The organism is Rhodococcus sp. IEGM 1341 (assembly GCF_030056895.1).
In the GTDB taxonomy this organism is placed as follows: Bacteria; Actinomycetota; Actinomycetes; order Mycobacteriales; family Mycobacteriaceae; genus Rhodococcoides.
In genome coordinates this window covers 167,245-193,830 of sequence record NZ_JASHKV010000009.1, presented here as the reverse complement: position 1 = coordinate 193,830, position 26,586 = coordinate 167,245, and the positions used below count along the sequence as shown (strand labels likewise).

Here is a 26,586-nt window from a genome sequence, read left to right as displayed (position 1 = left end):
TCGCCGTTCGGTGGTGCGCCGGTGTGCGAGCCGCACCGGCCGACCCGTCCGAAGATGCCTGGTCAGCTCCTTGGTCAGGCCACCTTTGCTCTGAACGTAGAGAGATTGGTAGATCGTTTCGTGCGACACATGCATCTCCGGCGAGTGAGGAAATTCCTTCCTCAGTGTCGCCGAGATCTGCTCGGGCGAGTAGTCCAACTCGAGAAGCGCCTGCACCCGATCCCGCAGCAACGGTGTCAGCTCGAGCTTGCCCTTCTTCGGGCGTTTGGCCGCCTTGCGGGCATCACGCTCGGCCTGATGCGGCTTGTACTGTCCGCGGAAGTATTTGTGCCGCTTGAGTTCTCGACTGATCGTCGACACCGCTCGGCCCAGGCATGTGGCGATCGCGGTCATCGTCCAGCCGTCCCGGACACCGTCGGCGATGAACTCCCGCTCCTCCAGCGAGAGGAAACGGCCCGTCGGTGGCGGTGTCGAACGTGGACGCACACCACCGCGTTCGTAGACCCAGTTCCAGCCGCTGCCCTCGCTGATCCCGACTGCGAGGGCAGCGTCCTTGACCGTCACGCCACTGCTACGCAGTGACCAGAACGTCATCCGAACCTGATGTGAGAAACCCGGGTGAACCATCGCAAACATCCCTAATGATCAGGCCCGTTGCGACCACCGCTCGAATCCGCCCGGGCCCCACTACGAGTTTCCACTCACCTGCGACGAAGTCGCTACTGCGGGGGCAGGATGTGCTCCCCCGTCTTGTCGGTGCTCAGCGACAGTGAACTGATGTACTGCTTCTCCCCGTTGGGCCCGGGCACGTTGGACGCGATCATGTCGGGTCGCTCGAATTCCATTCCGCTGACGTGGCACATCACGAGTGCGTCGGACGGGTTGCCGTGCTCGTCGAACATCGGCAGATCGATGCCGTCATCGGTACGCCGCAGGTAGTACTTGCCCTTGGTGGCCACCGCCAGGATGGGCGGAAGTATCAGTGCGAGAACGAGAGCCACGATCGGCGAGTACGGTTTGATCGCCGGTCCGAATGCGCCGAAGAACACCAGAATCGACAGGATGGCCGACGCCGCCATCGATCCGAAGCCGACCGGATTGATGTTGTAGAGCATGCCACGTCGAAACTCGGGGACCTTGGGTGAGAGCTTCAGGATGTACTTGTTGAAGACGATGTCCGACGCCACCACGGCGATCCACGCGATACCGCAGTTGGCGTAGAAGCCGAGGATGTCGTTGAGGAAGCTGAACATGTTGGCTTCCATCAGGATCAGCGCAATCGCGAGATTGAACAGCACGAAGACCATGCGACCCGGGTAGGTCTTGGTGATGCGGGTGTAGGAGTTGGTCCACGCCAGCGACCCGGAATACGCGTTGGTGACGTTGATCTTGATCTGACTGATGACGACCAGGATCACCGCAAGGGTCATGGCGAGCCAGCCCGGCATGAAGTTCTCGTAGATCTCCAAGAACTGGTGCACCGGCTCGTTGGCTATGGTGGATCCGTCGACCACGTTGGCGATCAGGTACACGGCGAGGAACAGTCCGACGACCTGCTTGAGCGCACCGAAGATGACCCAGCCCGGACCGGCGAGAAGCACTGCGGTCCACCAGCGTCGGGAATTCTCGGGAGTCTTGGGCGGCATGAAACGCAGGTAGTCGATCTGCTCGGCGATCTGCGCGATGAGCGACAGACACACGCCGGCCGCGAGCATCACCGATCCGATGTTGACCCCCTTGCCGTCGGCACCGTCCTGACCGCCGTAGGCGAAGAACTCGCCGACCGAATCGGGATTGCTGAACACGAGGTAGACGAACGGCAGCACCATCAGCACCAGCCACAGTGGGGTGGTCCAGACCTGCAGCTTGGCAAGGGCTTTCATGCCGTAGATGACCAGCGGGATGACCATGATCGTGGACACCGCGTAGCCGATGGGCAACGGGATGCCCAGGCCGAGTTCGAGTCCCTGCGCCATGATCGAGCCTTCGAGCGCGAAGAAGATGAACGTGAACGTCGCGAAGATGACGTTGGTGACCACCGACCCGTAGTAGCCGAAACCGCTTCCCCGCGTGATCAAATCGAGGTCGATGTTGTAGCGGGCGGCATAGTAGGCGAGCGGGAGCCCGGTCAGGAAGATGACGACGGCGAACACCAGGATGCCCCAGAGCGCGTTGCCGGTTCCGTAGGAGATTCCGATGTTGGCACCGATGGCGAAGTCCGCGAGATACGCGATGCCGCCGAGCGCTGACGTCGCGACGACACCGGTACCCCACTTGCGGTAGCTACGCGGCGCGAAGCGCAGCGTGTAGTCCTCGAGCGTCTCTTTCAGCGCGGTGTCTGTCGGCGCAGGCTGTACGGCGGTCATGGATCAACAACGTAGAACCGCCACGTTGCCGCTATGTCTTGGAAAGATGTAGCTCCGGTTACTCAGTCCGGCGATTCGGACATTCGGCCCCGGAGTCCCGCTTTGGCGAGGTTTGTCAGGCGACGGCGCGCGCCGCCAGCAGCGAGAAGTTCGACAGCTCGGCGCGCAGCATGTTCATCGCGCGATGCTGGGCCACTCGCACGGCTCCGGCCGTCATTCCGAGTGCTTCGCCGGTCTGCGGTGCCGTCATTCCCCACACGACTCGCATCAGGATGATCTTGCGGTACTTCGTCGGCAGGGTGTCCATCAATGCCTGGGTGTGGCTACGCAGTTCGTCGCCGAGCGCGAGCTGCTCCGGCCCGGCATCGGTGGACTGCTCCTCCGGCATCTCGTCGATCGAGAACGACTGTCGCAGAACCGATTTACGACCTGCGTCGGCCAGCTTGTGCGCGGCGATCCCGTACACGAACGCCATGAAGGGCTTCCCCATGTCGCGGTACTTGGGAATGGCGGTGACCAGTGCGAGGCAGACCTCCTGCACCACATCGTCCGCGGCGACGTCGAGATTCCCGATGCGAGCTGCGCAGTATCGGCGAACCGGTGGCTGGATCAACACCAGCACCTGTTCGAGAGCGAGTCGATCTCCCGCAACGGCGCGGGGCACAACGTCCTCGAGCCTGTCCATGCCGAAACTCATGGCCGATCTCCTCACTGGCAACGCGCGTCCTCTCCTGAACGCTCACCAGTACTTCGGTGCCGATTCCCACCCGGCTTGGTCCGAACGGGTACCACACCGAACAAAAATTGTGATTCAGGTAACACGGTGTGTCGACGAAGCGAAGTACCGGACAACACCGTCGTCGCAGCACGTGACACTCACACCCGCGGAGCGCCGCCCATGAATACCAACGAGACCACCAGCGAGCAGAGCCATCAGGTCGGTCGCCGCAGCACCGTCGCTGCCGGCGACGGCACCGCGCTGGCGGTTCGCGAGTTCGGGCATCCGAATGCGCCACTGACCGCGGTGTTCGTGCACGGACACTGCCTGCGGATGCAGTCGTGGACCGACCTGCGTGCACAGGTGGAACACGCCTGGGGAGACGATGTGCGGATCGTGATGTACGACCACCGCGGGCACGGGGAGTCGAGTGCGGCCGCGCCGGAGAGCTGCACCATCGATCAGCTCGGTGAGGACCTGGCCGACGTCATCCGTGCGATGGTCCCGTCGGGACCGTTCGTCGTCGTCGGCCATTCGATGGGGGGAATGACGGCGCTCTCCTACGCCCGTCAGAACCCGGAGGCCATCGGCACGCGCCTGGTCGGAGTCGGTTTGATCGCGACGTCGGCGGGTGGAATCACCGACGACGGACTCGGCAGTGCCCTCGCGCATCCCGCGGTGTCGGTGTTCCAGGCCGCTGTTCGACGCGCCCCTCGACTGATGTCGGGTGCCAAGAGACTCAGTCCCGGCGTGTGGGCACCCATCGTCAGGACCGCGGGATGCGGATCCCGAAGAGTCGGTCCGAGGGTGGTGACGCTGGCGACGGCAATGCTGGGCGAGACGTCCATCGTGACGTTGGCCGGCTTCCTCGGGGCATTCCGAGGTCTCGACGAGGTGGCCGGCCTGGCTGCTCTCGCCTCGATCCCCACCCTGGTCTTGTGCGGCTCGGACGACCTGATGACACCGATGCGTCACTCGGAAACCATTGCCGAACATCTGCCCGACGCTCGCCTGGTGTGCGTCGCAGAGGCCGGGCACATGGTGATCCTGGAACGGGCCCGCGAAGTGGCCGATGCCGTCGTCGAACTCGTGACGGCGGCTCGCCGTGCACACGTGCGAGATCTCGCGCTGGCTCGCTAGCGACAAGAACCTGCCGACGACTGTGGCCCGCAACGGAGGATCCGATGCGGGCCACAGCACTGCTGTACGAGAGTTACTTCTTGACGGCGGGAGGAGCGTTGAGGAGCTGGATGAACTGCCCTGCGTTGCCGGCGACGGCACCGAGACCACCGATGGCGGTTCCGGCGAGCGAAGCACCCGAGCCGAGAAGCAGTGCGCCGCCGACGCATCCGGCTACCGGTGCTGCACCGAAGAGCAGCAGGGCAGGCGCGGAGACGGTGCCGGCGGCGATGGCTCCGAGGAAGCAACCGGTGACCAGACCGGTTGCGGCTCCGAGGAATCCACCGACCGAAGCGGACAGGCTGATGTTGTCCTTGACGCCGGAGACTGCGGCGGGCAGGTCGACCTGCTGCAGACCCGGGAGAGAGGCGGAGACCGGGGTTGCCGCGGCAGGTGAGGCGTCGGCGGTCAGGGTGGCGTGGTTTCCGTCGATGACGGCTGCGACGGGGTGCGAGAAGCCGTCTGCGGCAATGGCCAACGGCACCGAGTCGACCAGCACACCGTTGGCGTCGCGGACGACGAGGTGGTTGTCCTCGTTGCTCAGGGTGCCGGCCGTCGTGTCGACGAGGACCTGGTTGCCGGCCTGGGTGACGTTCCACCCGACGGCAGCGGCGGGAGCCGGTGCCGGATCCGCGTAGGCGGTGCCCATGGCGGTCGTCATCGCTGCAATGACCAATGCGGACGTTGCCGCGAATCGAGTCAGCTTCATGTTCCTCAGTCTTTCGTCGTGTCCATCACTCGATGCGAGCAGCGAAAAACTATGGGTGGAACACGCGGGTCAGGAGAACCGAAGATGAACGATCGGGGTCGAATCGAACAACGATTGCGCGCATCGACTCATAAGGGACAGAACGGGTTTCGAAGTCCAAACCGTTCGTAAACGACACGCGCGGGTTGTCTCTACTTACCGAAAAGACCCGGCTTGTTGCTGCCTCCGTGGCTCACCCCGAAGTCGTAGGCGGACTCGGCGTGCTCGTGCTCGTCGAGACCGTCGGCTTCGTGTTGCGCGTCGGCGCGCACTCCCATGACAGCCTTGATCGCGAACGCGATGCCGGTGGTGACGACGGCGCAGTAGGCGAACACCGCAGCCACCGCGACCGCCTGTACCCACAGCTGGTGCAGCCCGCCGCCGTACAACAGACCGTCCACGCCTGCCGGCATCTGCGCACTGGCCACGAGTCCGATCATCAGCGTGCCGACGATGCCGCCGACGAGGTGCACACCGACGACATCGAGCGAATCGTCGTAGCCGAAGCGGTATTTGAGGCCGATGGCCAGGGCACACAGCGCACCCGACGCGATGCCGATCGCCGCGGCGCCGATGGGGGTGACCGCCGTGCACGAGGGTGTGATGGCCACCAACCCGGCCACGACGCCCGAGGCCGCACCGAACGACGTCGCATGGCCGTCCCGCAGCTTCTCGACGACGAGCCACGCCGCCATGGACATCGCTCCGGCACCCATCGTGTTCACCAGAGCCACCGCGGCGACACCGTCCGCGGCCAACGACGATCCCGCGTTGAAGCCGAACCAACCGAACCACAGCAACCCGGCTCCGAGCATGACGGCCGGAAGGTTGTGCGGGCGCATGGGATCTCGCGGCCAACCACGCCGCTTGCCGACCACGAGCGCGAGAACGAGGCCGGCGACACCGGCGTTGATCTCCACCGCAGTTCCGCCGGCGAAGTCGATGGCACCGAGCTTGTTGGTGATCCACCCACCGAACTCACTGGTGAGGCCGTCGAGCGAGAACACCCAGTGCGCCACCGGAAAGTAGACGAGTGTGGACCACAGCGCCGCGAACAGTACCCAGGGTACGAATCGCATTCGGTCTGCGACGGCACCGGAGATCAGCGCCACCGTCACCATCGCGAATCCCGCCTGGAACGCCGCGAACACCAGTGCTGGAACGGTTCCCACCAACGGAATCGACACCGTCCCTGCGGCCGAGGTGTACACCCCACCCAGCAGACCCTCGAAACCGGCGTACTGCAACGGGTTTCCTATCCACCCGCCGATCACGTTGTCGCCGAACACCATCGAGAACCCGAACGCCAACCACAGCAGCCACACCACTGCGATCGCCGACAAACTCATCATCATCATGTTCAGCACACTCTTCGAGCGCACCATGCCGCCGTAGAAGAAGGCCAGGCCGGGAGTCATCAGCAGCACCAGCGCGGTACTGGTCAGCAGCCACGCCGTATCGCCCGCATCGGGCGCGCCGGCGATCACCGTCCCACGAACTTCGGCTTGCGCTTCTCGGATCGTGCGCGGCGCGCTTCTTTCATGTCCTCGCTGCTCCACGCGGCCTCGAACGCAGCGACCTGCTCCGGCGTCGGAACATCCTGTGCTCCATCGTCGTTGAAGACGAGCTTGAGGTGACGCAACGCCAAGGGAGCGAGTTCGGTGATCGACTGCGCCCACTGTGTTGCGACGTCCAGGTCGCCGAGCTTGTTCGCCAGCCCGCAGGTGAACGCCTGCTCGGTGTACACCCGCTCACCGCCGAGCAGGATGGTGCGCGCAACACCGCCGCCCGCGAGCGAGGCCAACCGCCGGATGGTCCAGTTGCTCACCGCGATGCCGAGCCGGGTCGACGGTATTTCGAAGAAGCTGCCCGGCGCAACGACTCGCAGATCGCACGCGACAGCCAACTGTGTGCCGGCACCGACGGCCGGTCCGTTCACCGCGGCCACGACCGGAATCGAGGTCCGCTGGATTGCCGTCAGCATCTCTTCGAGGATCTGCCCGAAGTGCTCGGGAAACGCGTCCCCCGTCAGGTCGGCACCCGCACAGAAGCTGGTGCCCTGGCCGGTGACGACCACGACCCGCGCGCCGTCACGCTCGGCTTGTTCGACTCCGCGATGCACCGCCAGGCACAACTCGGAGTTCAACGCGTTCCGTCGATCCGGCCGCTGCAGTTCGAGGGTGACGACGTCGCCGTCACGAGAGAGTCCGATCACGAGAGCAGAGGTTACCCACCAGTACAGAAAATGACAGTGCGGGGCCTGATCTACTGGTCTCCATGATCGACACTCGGGTCGCCGTCATCGGCGCCGGCCAAGCCGGACTCTCGGCCGGTTATCACCTGCACCGCACCGGACTCACCGCAGGCGAGGGCTTCGTGATGTTGGATCGCTCCCCCGGGCCGGGCGGCGCATGGCAGTTCCGCTGGCCCTCGCTGACGCTGAGCACCGTCAACGGAGTCCACGACCTGCCCGGTATGGCCTTCGCGGACACGCTCGGAGACGAGCCGGCCGAGACCATCGCCGCCGCCGACGCCGTTCCCCGGTACTACCGCGAGTACGAGGACCGCTTCGAACTGCATGTTCGACGCCCCGTCACGGTGACCGTCGTGTGCGATCGGGAACCCCGATTCCGTGTCGAGGCCGGCGAGACCGTCGTCATGGCCGAGGGGCTGATCAATGCGACCGGCACGTGGGAGAAGCCGTTCGTTCCGCACTACGACGGAGCCGAGACCTTTGCAGGCAGGCAACTGCACACCAAGGACTATCGGACGGCCGACGAGTTCGTAGGCAAGCACGTCGTCGTGGTGGGCGGCGGCATCTCGGCCGTCCAACTGCTCGACGAGATCTCGCAGGTCACGTCCACGACATGGGTGACGCGTCGACCACCGGTGTTCCGGGACAGCGAATTCGATCACGATGCCGGCCGCAAGGCCGTCGCCATGGTCGAGGAACGTGTGCGGGCGGGCCTGCCACCCGGCTCGGTCGTCTCGGTGACCGGACTGCTGCTGACGCCGTCGTTGGCTGCCGCCCAGAAACGCGGGGCTCTGGAACGCAAGCCGATGTTCTCGTCCATCACGGAAGATTCGGTGGTGTGGGAGGACGGGTCGACTCAGCACGCCGATGTGATCCTGTGGGCCACCGGTTTTCGGAGCGCCCTCGACCACCTCGCTCCGCTGCGCCTGCGCGGACACGGCGGCGGAATCGTCATGGACGGCAGGCTCACCACCCGCGTGGCCGCGAACCATCGCGTACACCTGCTCGGCTACGGGCCGTCCGCCAGCACCATCGGGGCAAACCGAGCCGGGCGAGCAGCGGTGACCGAACTGCTCGAGACCCTGGATTAACCGAGCCTCTCGGTCACGAATTTCGCCAGCGCGCCCAGTCGCGCCCGGCTCGGCATGGAGGTCGGAACACCCAACGCGTCCAACGGTGCCGACGTCACCGGCCCGACGCAGATCGCGGCGACAGGTCCTCGAAGCGCGTCGAGGAAGGCGTCGAGCATGCCGTTGTCCTTGGCGGTCGAGAGCAGGGACGCGACCGCGGGGGCGCTGGTGAACGTCACCGCATCCACCCGATTCTCGATGATCTGTTCCAACAGGTCGACCAGTGGAGCCTGATCCGCGGGGCGAATCCAGCGGTACACCGGGATCGGTCGGACATGCGCGCCGAGTTCGGTCAGCGCATCACTGAGGTGAATGGTCGGCTCCCACTCGGTGATCACCCCGTGCAGCTGAACTGCGATGTCCACCCCGGCAACACCCTCGGCCTCGAGATGATCGGAGACTTCCTGCGAGGCCTCGGTGGCCGGCGACCACTCCTCGCGGAGCCCCGTGCCACGAATTGCCCCGCGCGCCTTGGGACCTCGGGCAAGGATTCGCGTGTGACCCAGCGCTGTCACGAGTTCTTCGCGCATGCCCCAGTCGGCGGCCGCGTCGAGCCAGCCCCGAAAACCGATGCCGGTACTGATCACGACGATCTGCGGTGGGCGTTCGACGATGCCCTCGGTGGCGGACCTCAGATCGGAGTCGTCGATCAGGGGCAGAACGTGAATCGCCGCGGCGTGAACGATGTTCGCGCCGCGGCGTTCGAGCATGGTGGCCAGTTCGTCTGCACGTCGCTCGGCAGTGAGGGCAACGGTCTTGCCTGCGAGCGAATCGGACATGGGTACAGACTAGGCCCCCGACGTGCCCGGAATGTGACAGGTCAGCTGCTGAACTTGTCCGGGTCCGGGCCGGTGCGGCCGTCGGCGGAGTCCAGCGCGTTGATCTGCTGAATCTCGTCGTTGCTGAGCTCGAAGCCGAACACGTCGAAGTTGCTGGCGATGCGCTTCGGGGTCACCGACTTGGGGATCACCACGTTGCCGAGCTGAATGTGCCAGCGCAGGATGACCTGGGCCGGAGTGACGCCGTGCGCGTCACCGATCTTCGCGAACACCGGCTCGTCGAGAATGGTGCCCGAGCCGAGCGGGCTCCAGGCCTCGGTGGCGATGCCCTTCGAAGTGTGGAACGCGCGCAGCTCCTCCTGGACGAACCGCGGGTGCAGCTCGACCTGGTTGATCGACGGCACCTCGTGGACGGCATCCATCAGCTTCTCCAGGGTGGGGATGGTGAAGTTGGAGACGCCGATGGAGCCGATGCGGCCGTCGGCCTTGAGCTTCTGGAACGCCTTGAACGTGTCGATGTACTTGTCGCGGTCGAGCTGCTGCCAGTGAATGAGGTACAGGTCGAGGTACTCGAGTCCGAGGCGATCCATGCTCGCGTCGAATGCCTTCAGAGTGGAGTCGTAGCCCTGATCGTCGTTCCACAGCTTGGTGGTGATGAACAGCTCGTCACGGGCGATGCCGGACTCTGCGATTGCGCGGCCGGTGCCGGTCTCGTTCTCGTACACCTTGGCGGTGTCGATGCTGCGGTAGCCGACCTTCAGCGCCTCGGTCACTGCGGCCTGCGCACCGTCGTCGGGCACCTGCCACACACCGAACCCCAGCTGGGGAATGGACGTGCCGTCGTTGAGCACGATGGTCGGGACAGTACTGGTCTCGGCTGAATACGTCATACGAATGGCAACGGTGGGTGGGGTGGTGTTGTTCCCGCCCCTTAGTGTTTCGGTGTGACCGCAACGCTTCGTATCGATGATCTCGCCGCTTTTCACGGCGATCGAACCCTGTTCTCCGGACTCGATCTGACGGTTGCCGAGGGTGATGTGATCGGGCTCGTCGGAGCGAACGGTGCAGGCAAGTCGACGTTGTTGACCCTGCTCGCGGGGGTGGGGACGGCCGATCACGAGGGCGAGATCTACACCAGCCCGCCCGACGCGACCGTCGGATATCTGGCGCAGGAGCCCGAGCGGATCGCCGGGGAGACGGTGCTGGACTTCCTCGGTCGACGTACCGGGGTCACGGCGGCCGAAGCCTCCATGAACGCAGCCGCCGAGGCGTTGGGCTCGAGTGACGAGGACCTCTACACCCCCGCGTTGGAGAAGTGGCTGGCACTCGGCGGCGCGGATCTGGCGGAGCGCACGGCGAAGGTTCTCGCGGATCTCGGTCTGGATGTCGACGGGTCTGCGCTGATGACGGCGCTGTCGGGTGGGCAGGCTGCCCGCGCGGGGCTCGCCGCGATTCTGCTCGCTCGCTACGACATCCTGCTGCTCGACGAGCCCACCAACGACCTCGATCTGGCGGGACTCGAGCAACTGGAGCAGTTCGTCGTCGCGACGCGGGCGGCGATCGTCGTCGTCAGTCACGATCGTGAATTCCTGGCGCGGACGGTGACGGGAATAGTGGAACTCGATCGGGCGCAGCGGCGCATCGATGTGTACGACGGCAGCTACCAGTCCTATCTGGCGGAACGGGAGATTGCGCGCCAGCACGCCAGGGAAAAGTACGACGAGTTCGCAGACACCAAGTCCGCGTTGGAGTCTCGGGCGCAGATGCAGCGGAACTGGATGGAGTCGGGGGTGCGCAATGCACGCCGGAAGGCCACCGACAACGACAAGATCGCCCGCAAGACCCGCGCCGAGTCGACCGAGAAGCAAGCCGCGAAAGCCCGTCAGACCCAGCGGCGCATCGAGCGACTCGAGGTGGTCGAGGAGCCTCGCAAGGAGTGGGAGCTGCGGATGGAGATTGCGGCGGCTCCACGCAGTGGCACTGTCGTCGCTGTTCTGGGCGGTGCCATTGTCCGGCGATCCGGGTTCACCTTCGGCCCGGTGACGACGCAGATCGAGTGGGGCGATCGAATTCTGATCACCGGACCGAACGGCTCCGGCAAGACGACGTTGTTGTCGGTGCTGTTGGGCCGGTTGGACCCGGACGAGGGCTCGGCATCGTTGGGTTCGGGTGTGGCGGTCGGTGAAATCGATCAGGCACGAGCATATTTCGTCGGCGAGGGAACAGTGTCCGACGCCTTGAGCGCGGCCGTTCCCGAGTGGCCCGACGCCGAGGTCCGCACACTGTTGGCCAAATTCGGGCTACGCGGCGACGATGCACTGCGGCCGGCGTCGTCTCTCTCGCCCGGTGAGCGAACCCGCGCGGCACTCGCGCTGCTGCAGGCCCGCGGAGTCAACCTGCTGGTACTCGACGAGCCGACCAACCACCTCGATCTGCCTGCCATCGAACAACTCGAACGTGCGATGGAGAACTTCGAGGGAACACTGCTGCTGGTCACCCACGATCGCAGAATGCTCGACACTCTTCGCAGCACTCGCCACTGGACGATGAACGCTGGACAGCTGAGCGAGAAGTAGATCGCACTGAATCGGGTGCAGCTGACCGCGGTGAGCGCGGTCAGCTGCACCCGATTTTCATCAACTGAGCAAAATTTCGTTGACGTCGGCGGCAGGATGCATCGGCAGCCCGTGGTGGGTGGCGTTCTCGAGCACTACGGTCCTCGCCGTCGGCAGAACGGCATGCACAGCCGATTCGATGCAAGCGGCATTGTGCACCTTCCCTTTCCCTGCGAGGACCACGGTGGTGCGCACATCGAAGCCCTCGAACGCAGCAGGCTTCGGCCGCTTCGGAACGATGGTCTTTGCCGTCGGGAAATGTGCGGCCCCGAGCGCGAGGACGTCGAGCCAGTCGGAATCCAAAGCCAGGCCAGCGGTCTCCCACGCTACGAAGCGGCGCTGCCGATTTTCGTTGGGCCGCAGCAGTATCGGCAGCGCATGCAGCAGGTACCGCGGGCTCATGGAGCCGAAGCAGGAATTGGGATCGAGGAGTGTGAGTGCGTCGACGCGGCTTTCGTTGCGCAGAGCGAACGCCAGGGCGATCATCGCGCCGTATGAATGTCCGCAGAGTGCCGCAGTTCGAAGGTCCAGTGCATCGAGAACCGCCGTCACCCAGTTCAGCAGCTCGTCCACGGAGTCGATGGGATGGTCACCTGGAACACTGCGCCCGACGTCGCCCATGATGTCGACCCCGTACACCCGATAGTGCTGCGAGAGTGCCTCGACGTTGGCGAACCACACGGTGGACGTCGCACCCGCCCCCGGTAGCAGCACCAGCGCCGGGCCGTCGGCGGGTCCGCAGGCGTTGATTCGCGTGGTGCCGTGCACCGTCTTCACGTCGATGGCTTGGGTATCTGCCGGCCACTTCAGCAGCACCCGGTCGTAGGCGGAGAAGAATTCGTCCAGCGACATTACAACCCTCTATTCTCTCGATGATCGAGATAGTAGACAATAAAGAGACCGCTCGTCCAGCATCTCCCGAGGGATCAGCACATGACCGAACCTGTCGCCGCCGTGCATGAGCTGCGAGCACTCACCGTCGAGCTCGATCTCCTCGGCGCAGGCTTCGCCCAGAAGCACTCACTTCACCCGACCGACATCCGCGCGATGATCTGCCTGCTGGATGCAGACCGAGCCGGAACGCGTGCCACACCCGGCTGGCTCGGCGCGCAACTGGGTCTGGAATCCGCATCTGTTACCGCCCTGATCGATCGAATGACCAAGCGAGACTTGGTTCTACGCGAACCCGACCCATCCGATCGCAGGCGAGTACTGCTACGCGTCACCGAACATGCAGCCGAACTCGGCACGACGTTCTTCGGCCCCGTCATCGGTCGGGCCGTCGACGAACTCGCGCGTTTCACCCCCGACCAGCGGGCAACGATCGACGAGTTTCTGACGACGATGCGCGCCATCGTTGCCGACGCCCGGGACCAACAGGCAACGTAGTCAACGGAAGCAATCTGTTATTAACCGTTGACAGATCGTTGGGTTTATACAACACTTCATTGTCATGAGCCCCGTCAAGCGCGGTACCGCGCTCCCGATCTTCAACAGGGTGGGTGTTCTGCGGGCAGAACGGAAGATGAGCCGCGCGCAACTGGCCGAACTCGTCGAAGTGAATCCCCAGACAGTGGGCGCCCTCGAACGAGGCGACCACTACCCGAGCCTCGACCTCGCGATGCGCATCTGCGACGTCTTCGATCTGCCGATCGAAGCAGTGTTCTCGCGCACCGAACTCGGACCACTCTCCGCCGAACTCTTCCGAAGGGAGAAGGACCGATGAACACGCACAGTCCCAGCATCTTCAGTAGATATCAGGAAGCCCGGACGAAAGTGTTTCTGGAGAACGAAAAGACCTATGCGAACTGGCTGCCGGGATTGCGAGTCCAGAAACGACGCCGAGCTTTCGTCACCATCCTTCTGGTGCTGCTCACAGCTTCCGCGGGCTTCGCACTGTCGGACCCGCTGTTCGAGTGGGCGATCGGATTCTGGGGAATCTGCTACATCGTGTTCGCGTTCGCGACAATCGTCCTCGGCATCGTGTCCAATCGGCGCGCCGAAGCACCGGTGGAAGCGCTCGACGAGCTCGAAGTCCAGCTCCGCAACCAGGCCCGATCCATCGGCCTGACGGTTACTCAGGTGTTGGGCACCGCTGCCGCGGCGTACCTGTTCCTCGGATCGATTTTCGGGGCAACGAATCTCGGGATCTCCGGCGGCGCACTGATGCTGACCGCTTTGAGCACTGGAGGTGCCACTCCCGCAATGCTTCTCGCATGGACCACTCCCGACCCCGACCCCGAGGACGGCTGACAATGAGCGAACGCACCGACATTCTCACCCGCTACCAGGCGTATCGCACGCGGCGATTCCTCGAGAACGACGCCAAGACAAGGCACTGGCTGCCCGCCTGGCGGACACAGCATCGACGTCGAATCCTCGTTGTCGCGCTGTCCGTCGTTCTCTTCTCCTTCTTCGTCATCAGCATTACCAGCCTCTTCGTCGAGTGGGCAGCAATCGCATGGATACCGGCCGTTCTGCTGTTCCTTCCGATCTGGACGGCGCTGCAGACGGTCTCCGGAAGGCACGGCGACGCTCCGGTCGGAGCACTGGACGAGTGGGAAGTACAGCAACGCAACGAGGCTCGCTCCATCGGCCTCACCATCACGCAGACCCTGGTGATGGCGGCAGCGTTCGCGTCCATCTTTCTGTCGACGGCCAACGACGAGATGCCTCGCCTCGCCTCGCCTACGCGGGTGGCGGTTGGACCCTGGCGGCATTGCTGGCCGGTATCTGCTCCCCCGCAATGATTCTCGCCTGGATCACCCCCGACCCCGAACTCGAAGACACCGAAGATTTCGACCCGAAGTAACGACCGAAAGGGCACCATGAGCACCCTCACGATCGACTCCGTTTCCAAGAAGTACGGCGACAAGATCGCCCTGGACAACCTCAGCTTCGACGTCCGGCCCGGCGAGCTGTTCGGTTTCGTCGGCAGCAACGGTGCTGGCAAGACCACCACGATGCGCATCGCGCTCGGCGTTCTGTCGGCGGATTCCGGCCAAGTTCTGTTGGGCGGCAAGCCCGTCGACCTCGACGTCCGCCGCACCATCGGCTACATGCCCGAGGAGCGCGGCCTGTATCCCAAGATGAAGGTCGGCCCGCAGTTGGCGTACATGGCCGAACTGCACGGCCTGTCGTCCAAGGACGCGAAGGCTGCGGTGATCCGCTGGACCGAACGCCTCGGCATCGACCAGCGGGTCAACGACACCGTCGACGCCCTGAGCCTGGGCAACCAGCAGCGGGTGCAGTTGGCGGCCGCGCTGGTGCACGACCCCGCAGTGCTGGTACTGGACGAGCCGTTCTCCGGACTCGACCCCATCGCCGTCGACGTGATGAGCGAGGTGCTGCGCGAAAAAGCCGCTGCCGGAGTGCCGGTGGTGTTCTCCAGTCACCAGCTCGACCTGGTGCAACGTCTGTGCGATCGCGTCGGCATCATCGCCGCCGGCTCGATGAAGGCCGTCGGTACCGTCGACGAGCTACGCGGATCGGGAGATGCGCAACTGCGCGTCCATGCACCGCACGCGGCACCCGGATGGGCGTCGGGCATCGCCGGGGTGAGCACCCTCGGCCACAGCGACGGCGTCACAGTCCTGGGCTTGGCACCCGGGGCCGACGATCAAGAAGTCCTCCGAGCCGCACTGGCGACCGGTCCGGTACACGACTTCTCCATCCAGAAACCTTCCCTGAGCGACCTGTTCCGAGAGGCGGTAGTGGCATGAGCTCCCAACTGAACTCCTTCAGCGCAGTGTCTTTGATAGCCAAGCGCGAGTTCACCGTTCAGGTGATGAAGAAGAGCTTCGTCATCAGTAACGTGATCATTCTGGCCGTCATCGTCGGCGGCATCATCGCGTTCTCGATCTTCTCCGGCAGCGGCGACGAAGAGCGCGACGTCATCGGCGTCGCCGGAGACCAGTCCATTGCAACGGTATTGGAGGCGACCGGAGACGCTGTCGGCAGCCCCGTCGAGGTCCGTGACGTTGCCGACGCGGCAGCCGCACGCAGCGGCGTCGAATCCGGGGATCTCGACGTGGCATTGATTCCGGACGGAACCGCGGGTGCGTACACCGCCGTCACCGAGTCCGATCTGACCGGAACGTTGAGGGCTGTCGTCGAAGGTAGTGTAGCGACGCAGGCAACGAATACTGCACTGGCGCAACAAGGTGTCGATCAGAACGAACTCGGGGCAGCGACGAGTGCCGCGACAGTCACCGTCGACGCAATCGATCCGCCGGATCCCGAAGCCGGTCAGCGGACCGCTCTGGCGCTGTCCGCAGTGTTCCTGCTATATGCCCAGATCATCGGCTTCGGCATGTACGTCGCGATGGGCGTCGTCGAGGAAAAGTCCTCACGCGTGGTCGAACTGTTGCTCTCCACCGTCCGCCCCCTGCAGTTGCTGTGGGGAAAGATTCTCGGTATCGGTGCGGTCGGCATTCTGCAGCTCGCCCTGTACGGAATAGCCGGTGTAGGAGCGGGATTGGGTACAGGCGTCCTGACGGTCACCGGCGCCGCGGTGAGCGTCTTCGCGGCAACGCTGGCGTGGTTCATCTTGGGATTTGCCTTCTTCGCGGTGCTCTACGCGGCCGGCGGGTCGATGGTCTCGCGGCAGGAGGACGTCAATTCGACAACCATGCCGCTCCTGATCCTGATCATGGCGATGTTCTTCGCAGCGTTCTATTCCGTCAGCGACCCGGAGAGCACCCTGGCCAACACCTTGAGCTGGATTCCTCCGTTCTCCGCCATCATGATGCCGCTGCGTATCGCGGCCGGAGTGACCTCGCCGGTTCAGATCGTCGGATCGGCAGTCCTGATGATCGTCACCACCGCGATCCTCGCGATGGGTGCAGCCAAGATCTACCAGCGATCCATTCTCCGGATCGGCAAGACCGTCTCGTGGAAGGAAGCGTTTGCTCGCTAGGGTTCGCTGCGTAGGCTCCCCGACATGAGCCCACGGACATCCGCCGCCGAGATTCTCGATTCCGTTCTCGACGGCGGATCGTTCGTGTCCTGGGACTCCGAGCCGGTCGATGTTCACCCCAACGACTCCTATCAGCGCGACCTCGCGAAGGCGCGGGAAAAGAGCGGGGTCGACGAGTCGGTGCTGACGGGCGAGGGCACCATCGACGGCCGGCGCGTGGTGATGATCGCGTGCGAGTTCGCGTTTCTCGCCGGTTCGATCGGCGTTGCTGCGGCCGAGCGCATCACCTCCGCCATCGAGCGCGCCACCGCGGAGGGCCTGCCGCTCATCGCCTCCCCCACCTCCGGTGGCACGCGCATGCAGGAGGGAACGTTGGCCTTCGTGCAGATGGTCAAGATCGCCTCCGCCGTCACCGCGCACAAGGCGGCGCACCTGCCGTACCTGGTGTATTTGCGCAACCCCACGACCGGCGGCGTGTTCGCGTCCTGGGGATCGTTGGCCCACGTCACCGTCGCCGAACCCGGTGCGCTCATCGGATTTCTCGGCCCGCGCGTTTATCAGGCGTTGTACGACAAGCCCTTTCCGGACGGGGTGCAGACCGCCGAGAATCTTTATCAGCACGGCGTCATCGATGGCGTGGTGCCGTTGGATCACCTGCGTCACCTACTGATTCGCACACTTCGAGTGATCCTCGACGCCACCGTGTGGCCCGATCTCACCGGCGATGAGCCGGCCGAGATACCGGAGCAGTCTGCCTGGCATTCGGTGCAGTCCTCCCGTCGCGCGGATCGCCCCGGCATTCGGCAACTCATCGAACACGCTGCCAGCGAACACGTTCCACTGAGCGGCACCGGTCAGGGCGAGGCCGATACGTCGATTCTGTTGTCGCTGTGCCGAATCCGAGGGATCTCTTGCGTCCTGTTCGGCAACGACCGAAGCAGCAGCACCGCCACCGCCACCATGGGTCCGGCGGCACTGCGAGAAGCGCGACGCGGCATGCGCCTCGCCGAGGAACTGCGCCTACCGCTGGTGCTGGTGATCGACACCTTCGGGGCGGCACTGTCCAAGGAAGCCGAAGAAGGTGGCCTGGCACCCGAGATCGCGCGCTCGATCTCCGATCTCGTCACCGTCGATACCCCGACCGTCTCGGTTCTGCTCGGCCAGGGCACCGGCGGTGGAGCGCTCGCGCTTCTCCCCGCCGACCGGGTGCTGTGCGCCCAGAACGCCTGGCTCGCACCGCTTCCGCCCGAGGGTGCCAGTGCCATCGTGCACCGCGACACCGCTCACGCTCCGGATATGGCCGAGGCCCAAGGCATCAGGTCGGTCGATCTTCTGCGCGATGGCATCGTCGACGCCATCGTTCCCGAACTCCCCGATGCGGCAGACGAGCCCGCCGCGTTCTCCGGCCGCATCGCCGACGCCATCGTCCGGGAACTGCGCCAATTGTCGACCCTCGACGCCGCCACCCGGACTCGAAACAGACTCGGTCGGTACCGCACGCTGGGATGAGCGGCTCCGCCGCATGTGCGCGAGGTGCCTTCGGGTCGTTCCGCAGGCTCCACTCCCCCCTCGACCCCTGCTACGAGACCGGAGTGGAGCCTGCGGAACGACCGCAGGCTCCGCCGTGCACCTGCGAGGTCACGAGCGCCAGTACGTCGCCGGCACGCAGGTCGGCGGGCAACTCCACCGGACTGACGCAGCTGCGCCCCGGGCCGTGCACGTCGACCTTGACCACCGCGCCCACCGAATGCCGGTTGACCACCACGGCTTGGCGCAGATCCCCGAACTCGGCGTCGACGCCCACCTCCCCGGCGATCACCGAACGCACTCGCGTCACCAGAATCGAGCCCCACTGCACCGGAGTGCCCTGCGCATCGGCCAGATCCTCCAACGCAACGCCGTCGACGGTGATGCGGCCGCACACACAGTGCGTATCGGCAGGCCAGAGCGCTGGATCGCACCGCGCAACGTAGGCGGCACCGAGGGACGGAAGCATGTCGAGAAGTGTCATGAGAAGCAGTCTTGCTCCGCGCGGTGGCGTCGAACAGAGGTGTTGACGCAATCTTGACGGCACCGGCAGGAAATTTGACGACTTCGGCTCGCGATGCCCTCTACTGTACCCACTGGTACATTCAGTCGGGTGATTGCAGACGACGTCTACCGCCGCGGCCGAGCCGGCCTGCCCTCGTGGATCACCGATCACGACGGCCGCCGCACCGAACTTCCGATCGCGCGCTGGATGGGCGGAACCCATTCGACGATCGAAGACATCAGGGCGGACGAAGCCTCGATCGCTTTCTGCACCGGCCCCACCCTCGATCTGGGCTGTGGACCAGGGCGTTTGACCGAGGCTCTCACCCGAGCCGGCGTTCCCGCTCTGGGAGTCGATACGTCCTCGGTCGCTGTGGAGATGACGAACCATCGCGGCGGTCTCGCGTTGCAGCAGGACATCTTCTGCGCGATACCGGGCGCGGGCCAGTGGTCACACGTGCTGCTCGCGGACGGCAACATCGGCATCGGCGGTGACCCGGCCGCTCTTCTGAGGACGGTTCGCTCGCTGCTGCACGAGACCGGCACGGCCGTCGTCGAAGTGGATTCGGCGTCGGGTGTCGACGATTGGAATCGAACGGTCCGATGGGAAACCGACGACAGTGTGGGCGAATGGTTCACTTGGGCCAGCGTGGGCGCGAGCGCGCTGTACGCGCTGGCGGTCACGGCGGGCCTGCGGGTCCGTCGGACTGTCGAATCGAACGGACGAGTTTTCATCGAACTCGCTGTTCACAGCATCGACCGAGGAGTCGGAGACCCGTGAGCAAGGAACTGCCGAGAACAGCCAAGGGCAGACGAACCAGAGCGGCGATCGTCGATGCGGCTGCGTCGATGATGTACACCCACGGCGTCGCCGGAACGACTCTCGACGACGTACTCGACGCGTCCGAAACCGGAAAATCGCAGCTGTACCACTATTTTTCCGACAAGTCGGACCTGGTCGAAGCCGTGATTGCACGTCAGCTCGAACGCGTCCTCGCCGCCCAGCCGCGCCTGGCCCACATCGACAGCCTCGAGGACATCGACGCATGGGCCGCCGAGATCGTCCGCAATCACGAACAACCAGGGGGCCCGTTCTCGTGCCCCCTCGGTTCGCTCGCTGCAGAACTCAAGAACGACGCGGCGTTCGTCCCCAGCCTTCATGCCGCGTTCCGACGCTGGGAACAGCCGCTCGAACAGGGGCTTCGCCGCATGGTCGACCGCGGGGAACTCGATGTGTCGACCGATCCGGCCGCTGCTGCCGCCACGCTGATCGCGTCGCTTCAAGGCGGAATGTTGATCGCGCGCATCGCGGGCGACGTGCAACCACTGCGCGACACTCTGGACGCCGCCGTAGCCGCAGTCCGTCGCCGTCGGACTCGACACTGACACCGACCCTGGCGAACGGGCCCGAAGTGCGCTAATCTCGTCCTCACAGTTTGTACTACTGGGTACAAAATTGGAGACGGGAACCAGAATGCAGCGACTTCCCACGTTCCGTAGCCCGATTCGCGGCGTCTGGTTCACGTCGGTCCTGGCGTCCGTCCTGCTCGTCGCCCTGCCGATCGTGACGATCACCGGCTTCATCTCCTGGGCCGCGTACGGCCCCCAGTTCGGCCAGGCCATGCCGGGCGACGTCGGGTGGTTACGAATTCCGTCGTTCGACTGGCCGACCGAGCCCGTCTGGCTCTATCGGCTGACCCAGGGCCTTCATGTGGGACTGGGACTGGTCATGGTGCCGATCGTGCTGGCCAAGCTGTGGTCGGTGATCCCGAAACTGATCGAGATGCCCCCGGTTCGCAGTGTCGCGCACCTTCTCGAGCGAATCTCGTTGCTGGCGTTGGTCGGTGGCATCCTCTTCGAGATCATCACCGGTGTGCTGAACATTCAGTACGACTACATCTTCGGCTTCAGCTTCTACACCGCGCACTACTGGGGCGCCTGGGTGTTCGTCGCCGGCTTCGTCGCCCACGTGGCGCTCAAGCTGCCGACCATGGTGACCGCGTTGAGAACGCGGCCGTTCCTGGAATTGATGCGCATTCGAGTCGCTGACACGGTGCCCGATGCCGACGACGAATCAGGGCTTGCTGCAACCGATCCCGCTCCGGCGACGATCAGCAGACGCGGAGCTCTCACACTCGTGGGCGGTAGCGCACTGTTCGTCGCTGTCCTCAGCGTTGGGCAGACGACGGGCGGACCACTGCGCTCAGCGGCGATACTGCTGCCTCGCGGACGCTCGTACGGCGACGGCCCCAACGACTTCCAGATCAACCGCACCGCGCAGTCCGCAGGCGTCACCGATGCGCAGACAGGCGATGCGTGGCGGCTGACCGTACTGGCCGGCGGTACCGAGGTAGTACTCACCCGAGCTCAACTCGAGCAGATGGATCTGCACACCGTCGAACTCCCGATTTCCTGCGTCGAGGGCTGGTCGACGGTTCAGACGTGGACCGGAGTTCCGCTGCGAGATCTGGCGGCACTCGTGGGTGTCGATGCCGTCGATACCGGTGAGGTGCGGTCGCTCGAACCCGTCGGGTCGTTCAACCGCGTCACCTTCGGAGGACACCAGATGATGCATCCGGATTCACTTCTCGCACTGAAAGTGAACGGGGCCGACCTGTCCCTCGATCACGGCTATCCCGCTCGCATCATGATGCCGGCGATACCCGGAGTGCACGCCACCAAGTGGATCGAGTCCGTCGAATTCTTCGAGGAGCGAGCATGACGACGTTTCGAGCCAGGTACGGCGCAGGACCGCTGCATCTCGCGGTCACGGCCTGCTGCCTCGCCCTGGCCGGCGCGGTCGTCCTGACGATCGGCTTCCCGGCCCTGTGGAACACCGAAACGTGGTGGCAGTCCATCGGACTCTGGTTCGTCGGGGCAGCGGTGGTGCACGATGCGATCCTGTTTCCGCTGTACGCCGTGCTGGACCGGACGCTGGTCGCCCGCCTGGGCAGGTTCGTCAACGCGGTCCGCATCCCCGCGCTCGGGGCGGGTTTGAGCCTGCTGCTGTTCGCACCGGGGATCTTCGCCCACGGGAGCGAAACGTACGAGGCCGCCACGGGTCAGACACAGGAGCCCTACGCAATGCGATGGCTGCTGTTGGTAGCGGGGATGTTCGCGGCCAGCGCCGCGTTCTACGGCGGCCGCGAAATCCTCAGGCAGAGGCGTCGACGCAATCTTGACGTGCACCGGGCACGGTTGCACGCAACGACCGCCGGTCGACGGGATTCCGCCGGTCGTCGCCGGTAGTGCGCAACCCGGCCCGCACCACGCAGCCCCGAACTACGCTCCACAACATGAGTGGCGAGTATCGGCAGGCCTTCGACGACAGTATCGACAACCGCGAGCAATTCTGGCTCGACGCCGCAGCGGGAGTCGACTGGGACACCCCTCCCACCAGCGCGTTCGACGGCACTCACTGGTTTCCCGGGGCCCGCCTGAACACGTGCTACAACGCGCTCGATCGGCACGTCGACGCCGGACACGGCGACCGGACCGCGTTGATCTACGACTCGGCGATGCTCGGACTCACCCGCAGCTACACCTACGCCGAACTTCTCGACCACGTCGCTCGATTCGCCGGTGTGCTGCGTGAGCAGGGCGTCGGACCGGGCGACCGCGTGGTGATCTACCTCCCGATGATCCCCGAGGCCGTCGTCGCGATGCTCGCGTGCGCTCGACTCGGCGCGGTGCATTCGGTGGTGTTCGGCGGCTTCGCAGCCAAGGAGCTGGCAGCGCGAATCGACGACGCCGAGCCGGTCCTGCTGATCACCGCCAGCGGTGGGTTCGAGCCGGGTCGCGTCATCGAATATCTGCCGCTGGTGCAACGCGCCCTGACGCTGACGACCGCGAAAGTCCCCGCGGTGATCGTCAAGACCCGCGAGGGAATCCCCGGCAGTCACGACTGGCTGGACTGGGACTCCCTCATCGCCGACGCCACCGCCGCACAACCGGTTTCGGTGTTGGCAACCGATCCGCTCTACATCCTCTACACCTCGGGCACGACCGGTAAGCCCAAGGGTGTGGTGCGCGACAACGGCGGTCATGCCGTCGCGCTGACGTGGTCGATGCGCAACATCTACGACGTGGGAGCCGGTCAGGTGATGTGGACCGCGTCCGACGTCGGCTGGGTGGTCGGGCACTCGTACATCGTCTATGCGCCGCTGTTCGCCGGTGCCACAACGGTTCTGTACGAGGGCAAACCCGTCGGGACTCCCGATGCCGGCGCGTTCTGGCGGGTGATCCAGGATCACGGTGTCCGTGCCCTGTTCACTGCGCCGACTGCACTGCGCGCCATCCGCAAGGTCGATCCCCATGCGGCCGAGCTCGAGAAGTACGACGTCTCGTCGCTCGAGACCCTGTTCGTCGCAGGTGAGCGTCTCGATCCCGATACGTACGAATGGATTTCGCGAACCCTGGACCGGCCCGTGGTCGACCACTGGTGGCAGACCGAAACCGGGTGGGCCATCTGCGCCAATCTTCGCGGTCTGGAACCACTTCCGATCAAATCGGGCTCGCCGACGGTGCCGGTGCCGGGGTTCCAGGTCGGTATCCTCGACGCCTCGGGCAATCCGGTGGACGCAGGCACCGAGGGCAACATCGTCGTGAAGCTGCCGCTGCCACCGGGCGCGTTGGTGGGGCTGTGGAACGACGAATCACGTTTCCAGCGTTCGTATCTGGATACGTTCCCCGGGTACTACCTCACCGGCGATTCGGGCTACATCGACGCCGACGGTTACGTCTACGTCCTCGGCCGTAGCGACGACGTCATCAACGTCGCCGGCCACCGTCTGTCGACCGGGTCGATGGAAGCCGTGCTCGCCGGTCACCCCGCCGTGGCCGAATGCGCGGTGATCGGCATCCACGACGACCTCAAAGGCCAACGCCCCAGCGGGTACGTGGTACTCAAGGCCGGCGAGCAGATCACCGAGGAACAACTGCGCACCGAACTGGTGGCCATGGTCCGCGATCAGATCGGTGCCCTCGCCACGTTCCGCGACGTGACGATCGTCGGAGCCCTGCCCAAGACCCGCTCGGGCAAGATCCTGCGGAAAACGATGCGGCAGATCGTCGCCGGTGAGGAATACGGCGTGCCGTCGACCATCGAGGATCCGGCAGTCCTCGACGCACTGGAGAAGCTGCTCGGCAGATAGGCGGCGGTAATACGAGCAACCATGGCCGAAACCCGCGCGCCACAGAAGGCTCCCGCGCGATAGCGTCGTCGACATGACAGATCTCGACACCCGTCCCGCGGTGGATTGGCTTGCTCTCGGAGCCGTCACCGTCACGGTGATCTCGTGGGCCTCGGCCTTCGTGGCGATTCGCGGCGTCGGCGAATCCTTCGGAGCCGGTCCGCTCGCATTGGGCCGGTTGCTCATCGGATCCGTCGCGCTCGGTGCGATCGTTATGGTCAGAAGGCAGTGGGTCAAGCCGAACCGCACACAGTGGCTGCAGATCATCAGCATCGGCGTCTTCTGGTTCGGTATCTACAACGTCGCCCTCAATGCCGCCGAGCAACGCGTCGACGCCGGCACGACGTCGATGATCATTCAGATCGGGCCGATTCTGGTCGCCCTGTTCGCGGGTCTGCTTCTGGGCGAGGGCTTTCCGAAGTGGTTGGTGATCGGAGCGGGCATCGCGTTCGCCGGAGCAGTGATGGTCGGTGTCGTCACAGCCGTCACCACCACGTCCACGACCAAGACAGACGCTGACTTCCTGGGCATCGCACTGTGTCTGGTGTCCGCGGTGACCTACGCCGTCGGAGTGCTCAGCCAGAAGCCGGTGCTGCGCACCATCCCCGGACTTCAGGTGACGTGGATGGCCTGCACCATCGGCGCAGTGTGCACACTGCCCTTTGCGCCTGCTCTGCTCGGCGACTTGTCCACTGCATCGGCGGGAGCCACCAGCGGATTGATCTACCTCGGCCTGGTACCGACGGCCCTGGCGTTCAGCACCTGGGCCTACGCGTTGACGCGAATGAACGCGGGGAAGCTCGGCATCACCACATATGCCGTTCCGCCGATCACCATCACACTGGCCTGGCTGCTACTGGGCGAGGTTCCACATTACCTCGCCGTGGTCGGCGGCATGATCTGTCTCGTGGGAGTCGGGTTGTCCCGCAGAAGATAGGGGTCACTCCGCAGGCTCCGCTAGAGCGCTGAACTCTTACAGCGCCTTGAAGCGCGCGATCGCCACTTCCCGTTCGTGTTTGTGGTCGACGATCGGCTCTGGATATTCCTTGGGCCGGCCGAACTTCAACGTGTGCACGGCTTTTCCTTCTTCGCCGCGCAGCTCCGGCACCCAGCGCCGCACGTAATCGCCGGTGGGGTCGAATTTCTCGCCCTGGGTGATGGGGTTGAACACGCGGAAGTACGGCGAGGCGTCGGTGCCCGTTCCGGCGGTCCACTGCCAGCCGTGCTGGTTGTTGGCCAGATCGCCGTCCACGAGATGCTGCATGAAGTAGCGCGCACCTCGCCACCACGGCAGGTGCAGATCCTTGACGAGGAACGATGCGACGATCATGCGGACCCGGTTGTGCATCCACTTCTCCGAGTTCAACTGCCGCATACCGGCATCGACGATCGGGAAGCCGGTCTCGCCTTTGCACCAGGCCTCGAACAACTCGTCGGCGTGCTTGCCCGAGTCGATCTCGATCTTGTCGAACTTCTTGACGTAGTTCTCTCGGGCGCTGTCGGGGCGCTGGAACAGGATGTCGGCGTAGAAGTCTCGCCAACAAATCTGCCTGCGATACGACGCTGCCCCTTCGCTGCGCAGCTTGCCGAGGTCGGCCAACATCGTTCGAGGATGAATGGTTCCGTACTTCAGATGCACCGACATCCGGCTCGTCGAATCGAGGTCGGGACGATTGCGCTCGTCGTCGTACGCCGAGACCTCCTCGAGGAATTCCTTCCACTGCTTCGACGCAGCCTTCTCACCCGCTGCCGCGTCGGACGCCTCTTTCTCGGTGGGAATCTTCGCCCGCCGAACGCCTTTCACCTTGTCCGGGTCGATCCATTCCACGGTCTTCGCGGACGTGTCGGCCGGTCCGCGCCACCCGTGCTCCAGCCATTGCCGGGAGTACGGCGTGAACACCTTGTACGGTTCGCCGTCACTCTTGGCGATCCGCCCGGGTGCGATCGCGTACGGGGATCCGGTCTCGACCAGAGTCACCTTCTCGCCGACGCGCTTGTCTCGGTCGCGTCCGTACGGGCCGTAATCGGCGCTGATGTGTACGTCCTCGGTGCCGATCGCCTGCGCGACCTTGGGGACCACGGTCTCGGGGTCGCCGTGCACCACCATCAACCGGCCGTCGAGCTGCTCGTTCAATGCTTCGAGCGAACGGAACAGGAAATCCTTGCGCGGCCCGCCCGAGGGCTTCAGTAGACGGTCGTCCAGTACGAACAGCCCGAGCACCGGATCTCCGGACTCGGCAGCGGCGGTGAGTGTGGGCAGATCCCCCAGACGGAGATCACGGCGAAACCATACGAGCGACATGGTTCCAGTCTTACCCACCGACGCGGTCGGCAATCACAGCCCGCTCTCGGCCGAACTCTCAGAGAACCGCCAACGATGGCTCACCATGGCCGCAACATGGGGCTCTACCTTGGGAAACACAGAAGAGAAAAGGAGAACACCATGACGAACACACGCCCCTTCCCCGGCGCTCTTTCCCTGGTGGACAGCACCTGCACCTTCGAGAAGTACTACGAGCAGCTCTACGCCAAGGCACCTGCACTCGCCTGGTCACTCGATGCCGACACCGGCCGCCGCAGTGCGCTCGAGGAGTTCTTCGCCAAGACGCCGGCCGAACGCCGAAGCACCGTCGACAGCTGGGTTGCATAGCATTGG

General features: G+C 64.7%; 27 protein-coding genes and 1 pseudogene. 17 read left to right on the top strand and 11 right to left on the bottom strand.

Annotated elements, in window-relative coordinates; all coding sequences use genetic code 11:
- The 3 genes from QM615_RS18945 to shbA all read right to left on the bottom strand — a co-directional run.
- Positions 1–627, bottom strand: a 627-nt coding sequence (locus QM615_RS18945) for a helix-turn-helix domain-containing protein (RefSeq protein ID WP_283347746.1), incomplete at its 3' end; no start/stop codon positions are given.
- Positions 628–719: 92 nt separating this feature from the next.
- The gene (locus QM615_RS18940; RefSeq protein WP_094686726.1) at positions 720–2,366 is read right to left on the bottom strand and encodes a purine-cytosine permease family protein; all 1,647 of its coding nucleotides are present in this window, start codon (positions 2,364–2,366) and stop codon (positions 720–722) included.
- A 115-nt stretch (positions 2,367–2,481) separates the two neighbouring features.
- The gene (gene shbA / locus QM615_RS18935; RefSeq protein WP_068051103.1) at positions 2,482–3,063 is read right to left on the bottom strand and encodes an RNA polymerase sigma factor ShbA; all 582 of its coding nucleotides are present in this window, start codon (positions 3,061–3,063) and stop codon (positions 2,482–2,484) included.
- Positions 3,064–3,264: 201 nt separating this feature from the next.
- On the opposite strand from shbA, the gene QM615_RS18930 reads away from it, so the two are divergent.
- Complete coding sequence (locus tag QM615_RS18930; protein ID WP_269594859.1) at positions 3,265–4,224, top strand: alpha/beta fold hydrolase; 960 nt, start codon at positions 3,265–3,267, stop codon at positions 4,222–4,224.
- Positions 4,225–4,297: 73 nt separating this feature from the next.
- Here QM615_RS18930 and QM615_RS18925 read toward each other — a convergent pair whose 3' ends face one another.
- From QM615_RS18925 to QM615_RS18915, 3 genes are all read right to left on the bottom strand, one after another.
- Complete coding sequence (locus QM615_RS18925; protein ID WP_269594858.1) at positions 4,298–4,972, bottom strand: DUF8020 domain-containing protein; 675 nt, start codon at positions 4,970–4,972, stop codon at positions 4,298–4,300.
- Positions 4,973–5,163: 191 nt separating this feature from the next.
- Positions 5,164–6,498: an ammonium transporter gene (locus QM615_RS18920; protein ID WP_269594857.1), complete on the bottom strand. Its 1,335-nt coding sequence runs from the start codon at positions 6,496–6,498 to the stop codon at positions 5,164–5,166.
- Complete coding sequence (locus QM615_RS18915) at positions 6,495–7,226, bottom strand: enoyl-CoA hydratase (protein WP_094686727.1); 732 nt, start codon at positions 7,224–7,226, stop codon at positions 6,495–6,497. Before QM615_RS18915 ends, QM615_RS18920 begins: the two co-directional genes overlap by 4 nt.
- Before the next feature lie 62 nt (positions 7,227–7,288).
- Between QM615_RS18915 and QM615_RS18910 the strand changes: the two genes are divergently transcribed.
- On the top strand, positions 7,289–8,356 hold the full coding sequence (locus QM615_RS18910; protein WP_269594856.1) for an NAD(P)-binding domain-containing protein: 1,068 nt from the start codon (positions 7,289–7,291) through the stop codon (positions 8,354–8,356).
- Here QM615_RS18910 and QM615_RS18905 read toward each other — a convergent pair.
- Together QM615_RS18905 and QM615_RS18900 are read right to left on the bottom strand one after the other, a co-directional pair.
- Complete coding sequence (locus QM615_RS18905) at positions 8,353–9,174, bottom strand: uroporphyrinogen-III synthase (protein ID WP_269594855.1); 822 nt, start codon at positions 9,172–9,174, stop codon at positions 8,353–8,355. The genes QM615_RS18910 and QM615_RS18905 overlap by 4 nt on opposite strands.
- A 41-nt stretch (positions 9,175–9,215) precedes the next feature.
- Positions 9,216–10,064: an aldo/keto reductase gene (locus QM615_RS18900; protein WP_283347745.1), complete on the bottom strand. Its 849-nt coding sequence runs from the start codon at positions 10,062–10,064 to the stop codon at positions 9,216–9,218.
- A gap of 54 nt (positions 10,065–10,118) precedes the next feature.
- Between QM615_RS18900 and QM615_RS18895 the strand changes: the two genes are divergently transcribed.
- Positions 10,119–11,750, top strand: a complete 1,632-nt coding sequence (locus QM615_RS18895) for an ABC-F family ATP-binding cassette domain-containing protein (protein WP_283347744.1) — start codon at positions 10,119–10,121, stop codon at positions 11,748–11,750.
- 60 nt (positions 11,751–11,810) lie between these two features.
- On the opposite strand, the gene QM615_RS18890 is transcribed toward QM615_RS18895, so the two are convergent.
- Positions 11,811–12,641, bottom strand: a complete 831-nt coding sequence (locus QM615_RS18890) for an alpha/beta fold hydrolase (protein WP_269594852.1) — start codon at positions 12,639–12,641, stop codon at positions 11,811–11,813.
- An 81-nt stretch (positions 12,642–12,722) separates the two neighbouring features.
- Here QM615_RS18890 and QM615_RS18885 point away from each other — a divergent pair, with 81 nt between their 5' ends.
- The 7 genes and pseudogenes from QM615_RS18885 to QM615_RS18855 all read left to right on the top strand — a co-directional run bounded on the left by QM615_RS18885 (position 12,723) and on the right by QM615_RS18855 (position 18,216).
- Complete coding sequence (locus QM615_RS18885) at positions 12,723–13,178, top strand: MarR family winged helix-turn-helix transcriptional regulator (RefSeq protein WP_269594851.1); 456 nt, start codon at positions 12,723–12,725, stop codon at positions 13,176–13,178.
- Between the two features lie 64 nt (positions 13,179–13,242).
- The gene (locus QM615_RS18880; protein ID WP_032372936.1) at positions 13,243–13,515 is read left to right on the top strand and encodes a helix-turn-helix transcriptional regulator; all 273 of its coding nucleotides are present in this window, start codon (positions 13,243–13,245) and stop codon (positions 13,513–13,515) included.
- Positions 13,512–14,042, top strand: coding sequence for a hypothetical protein (locus tag QM615_RS18875; RefSeq protein WP_269594850.1), 531 nt, complete (start codon positions 13,512–13,514; stop codon positions 14,040–14,042). The genes QM615_RS18880 and QM615_RS18875 overlap by 4 nt, the downstream gene beginning before the upstream one ends.
- A gap of 2 nt (positions 14,043–14,044) precedes the next feature.
- Positions 14,045–14,601: pseudogene (locus QM615_RS18870) on the top strand (hypothetical protein).
- 16 nt (positions 14,602–14,617) lie between these two features.
- A complete protein-coding gene (locus tag QM615_RS18865; protein WP_094669760.1) occupies positions 14,618–15,511 on the top strand; it encodes an ABC transporter ATP-binding protein in 894 nt (297 codons plus the stop codon).
- The gene (locus QM615_RS18860; RefSeq protein WP_269594848.1) at positions 15,508–16,707 is read left to right on the top strand and encodes an ABC transporter permease; all 1,200 of its coding nucleotides are present in this window, start codon (positions 15,508–15,510) and stop codon (positions 16,705–16,707) included. Before QM615_RS18865 ends, QM615_RS18860 begins: the two co-directional genes overlap by 4 nt.
- 24 nt (positions 16,708–16,731) lie before the next feature.
- Complete coding sequence (locus tag QM615_RS18855; protein WP_283347743.1) at positions 16,732–18,216, top strand: carboxyl transferase domain-containing protein; 1,485 nt, start codon at positions 16,732–16,734, stop codon at positions 18,214–18,216.
- Positions 18,217–18,286: 70 nt separating this feature from the next.
- On the opposite strand, the gene QM615_RS18850 is transcribed toward QM615_RS18855, so the two are convergent.
- The gene (locus QM615_RS18850; protein WP_283347742.1) at positions 18,287–18,718 is read right to left on the bottom strand and encodes a hypothetical protein; all 432 of its coding nucleotides are present in this window, start codon (positions 18,716–18,718) and stop codon (positions 18,287–18,289) included.
- A 129-nt stretch (positions 18,719–18,847) separates the two neighbouring features.
- On the opposite strand from QM615_RS18850, the gene QM615_RS18845 reads away from it, so the two are divergent.
- The 6 genes from QM615_RS18845 (at position 18,848) to QM615_RS18820 (ending at position 24,867) form a co-directional block, all read left to right on the top strand.
- The gene (locus tag QM615_RS18845) at positions 18,848–19,519 is read left to right on the top strand and encodes a class I SAM-dependent methyltransferase (RefSeq protein WP_283347741.1); all 672 of its coding nucleotides are present in this window, start codon (positions 18,848–18,850) and stop codon (positions 19,517–19,519) included.
- Positions 19,516–20,124 carry a TetR family transcriptional regulator C-terminal domain-containing protein gene (locus QM615_RS18840; protein WP_499218098.1) on the top strand — a complete coding sequence of 203 codons (609 nt, stop codon included), beginning with the start codon at positions 19,516–19,518 and terminating at the stop codon, positions 20,122–20,124. Before QM615_RS18845 ends, QM615_RS18840 begins: the two co-directional genes overlap by 4 nt.
- A gap of 88 nt (positions 20,125–20,212) precedes the next feature.
- Positions 20,213–21,460 carry a molybdopterin-dependent oxidoreductase gene (locus QM615_RS18835; RefSeq protein WP_283347740.1) on the top strand — a complete coding sequence of 416 codons (1,248 nt, stop codon included), beginning with the start codon at positions 20,213–20,215 and terminating at the stop codon, positions 21,458–21,460.
- On the top strand, positions 21,457–21,987 hold the full coding sequence (locus tag QM615_RS18830; RefSeq protein WP_283347739.1) for a hypothetical protein: 531 nt from the start codon (positions 21,457–21,459) through the stop codon (positions 21,985–21,987). The genes QM615_RS18835 and QM615_RS18830 overlap by 4 nt, the downstream gene beginning before the upstream one ends.
- 47 nt (positions 21,988–22,034) lie before the next feature.
- A complete protein-coding gene (locus tag QM615_RS18825; protein WP_269594843.1) occupies positions 22,035–23,891 on the top strand; it encodes a propionyl-CoA synthetase in 1,857 nt (618 codons plus the stop codon).
- A gap of 73 nt (positions 23,892–23,964) precedes the next feature.
- Positions 23,965–24,867: a DMT family transporter gene (locus QM615_RS18820; protein WP_283347738.1), complete on the top strand. Its 903-nt coding sequence runs from the start codon at positions 23,965–23,967 to the stop codon at positions 24,865–24,867.
- 36 nt (positions 24,868–24,903) lie between these two features.
- Here the strand turns inward: QM615_RS18820 and QM615_RS18815 are convergent, their stop codons facing one another.
- A complete protein-coding gene (locus QM615_RS18815; RefSeq protein ID WP_283347737.1) occupies positions 24,904–26,232 on the bottom strand; it encodes a cryptochrome/photolyase family protein in 1,329 nt (442 codons plus the stop codon).
- Positions 26,233–26,373: 141 nt separating this feature from the next.
- Between QM615_RS18815 and QM615_RS18810 the strand changes: the two genes are divergently transcribed.
- Complete coding sequence (locus QM615_RS18810) at positions 26,374–26,580, top strand: hypothetical protein (protein WP_068047758.1); 207 nt, start codon at positions 26,374–26,376, stop codon at positions 26,578–26,580.
- Positions 26,581–26,586 lie beyond the last annotated feature (6 nt).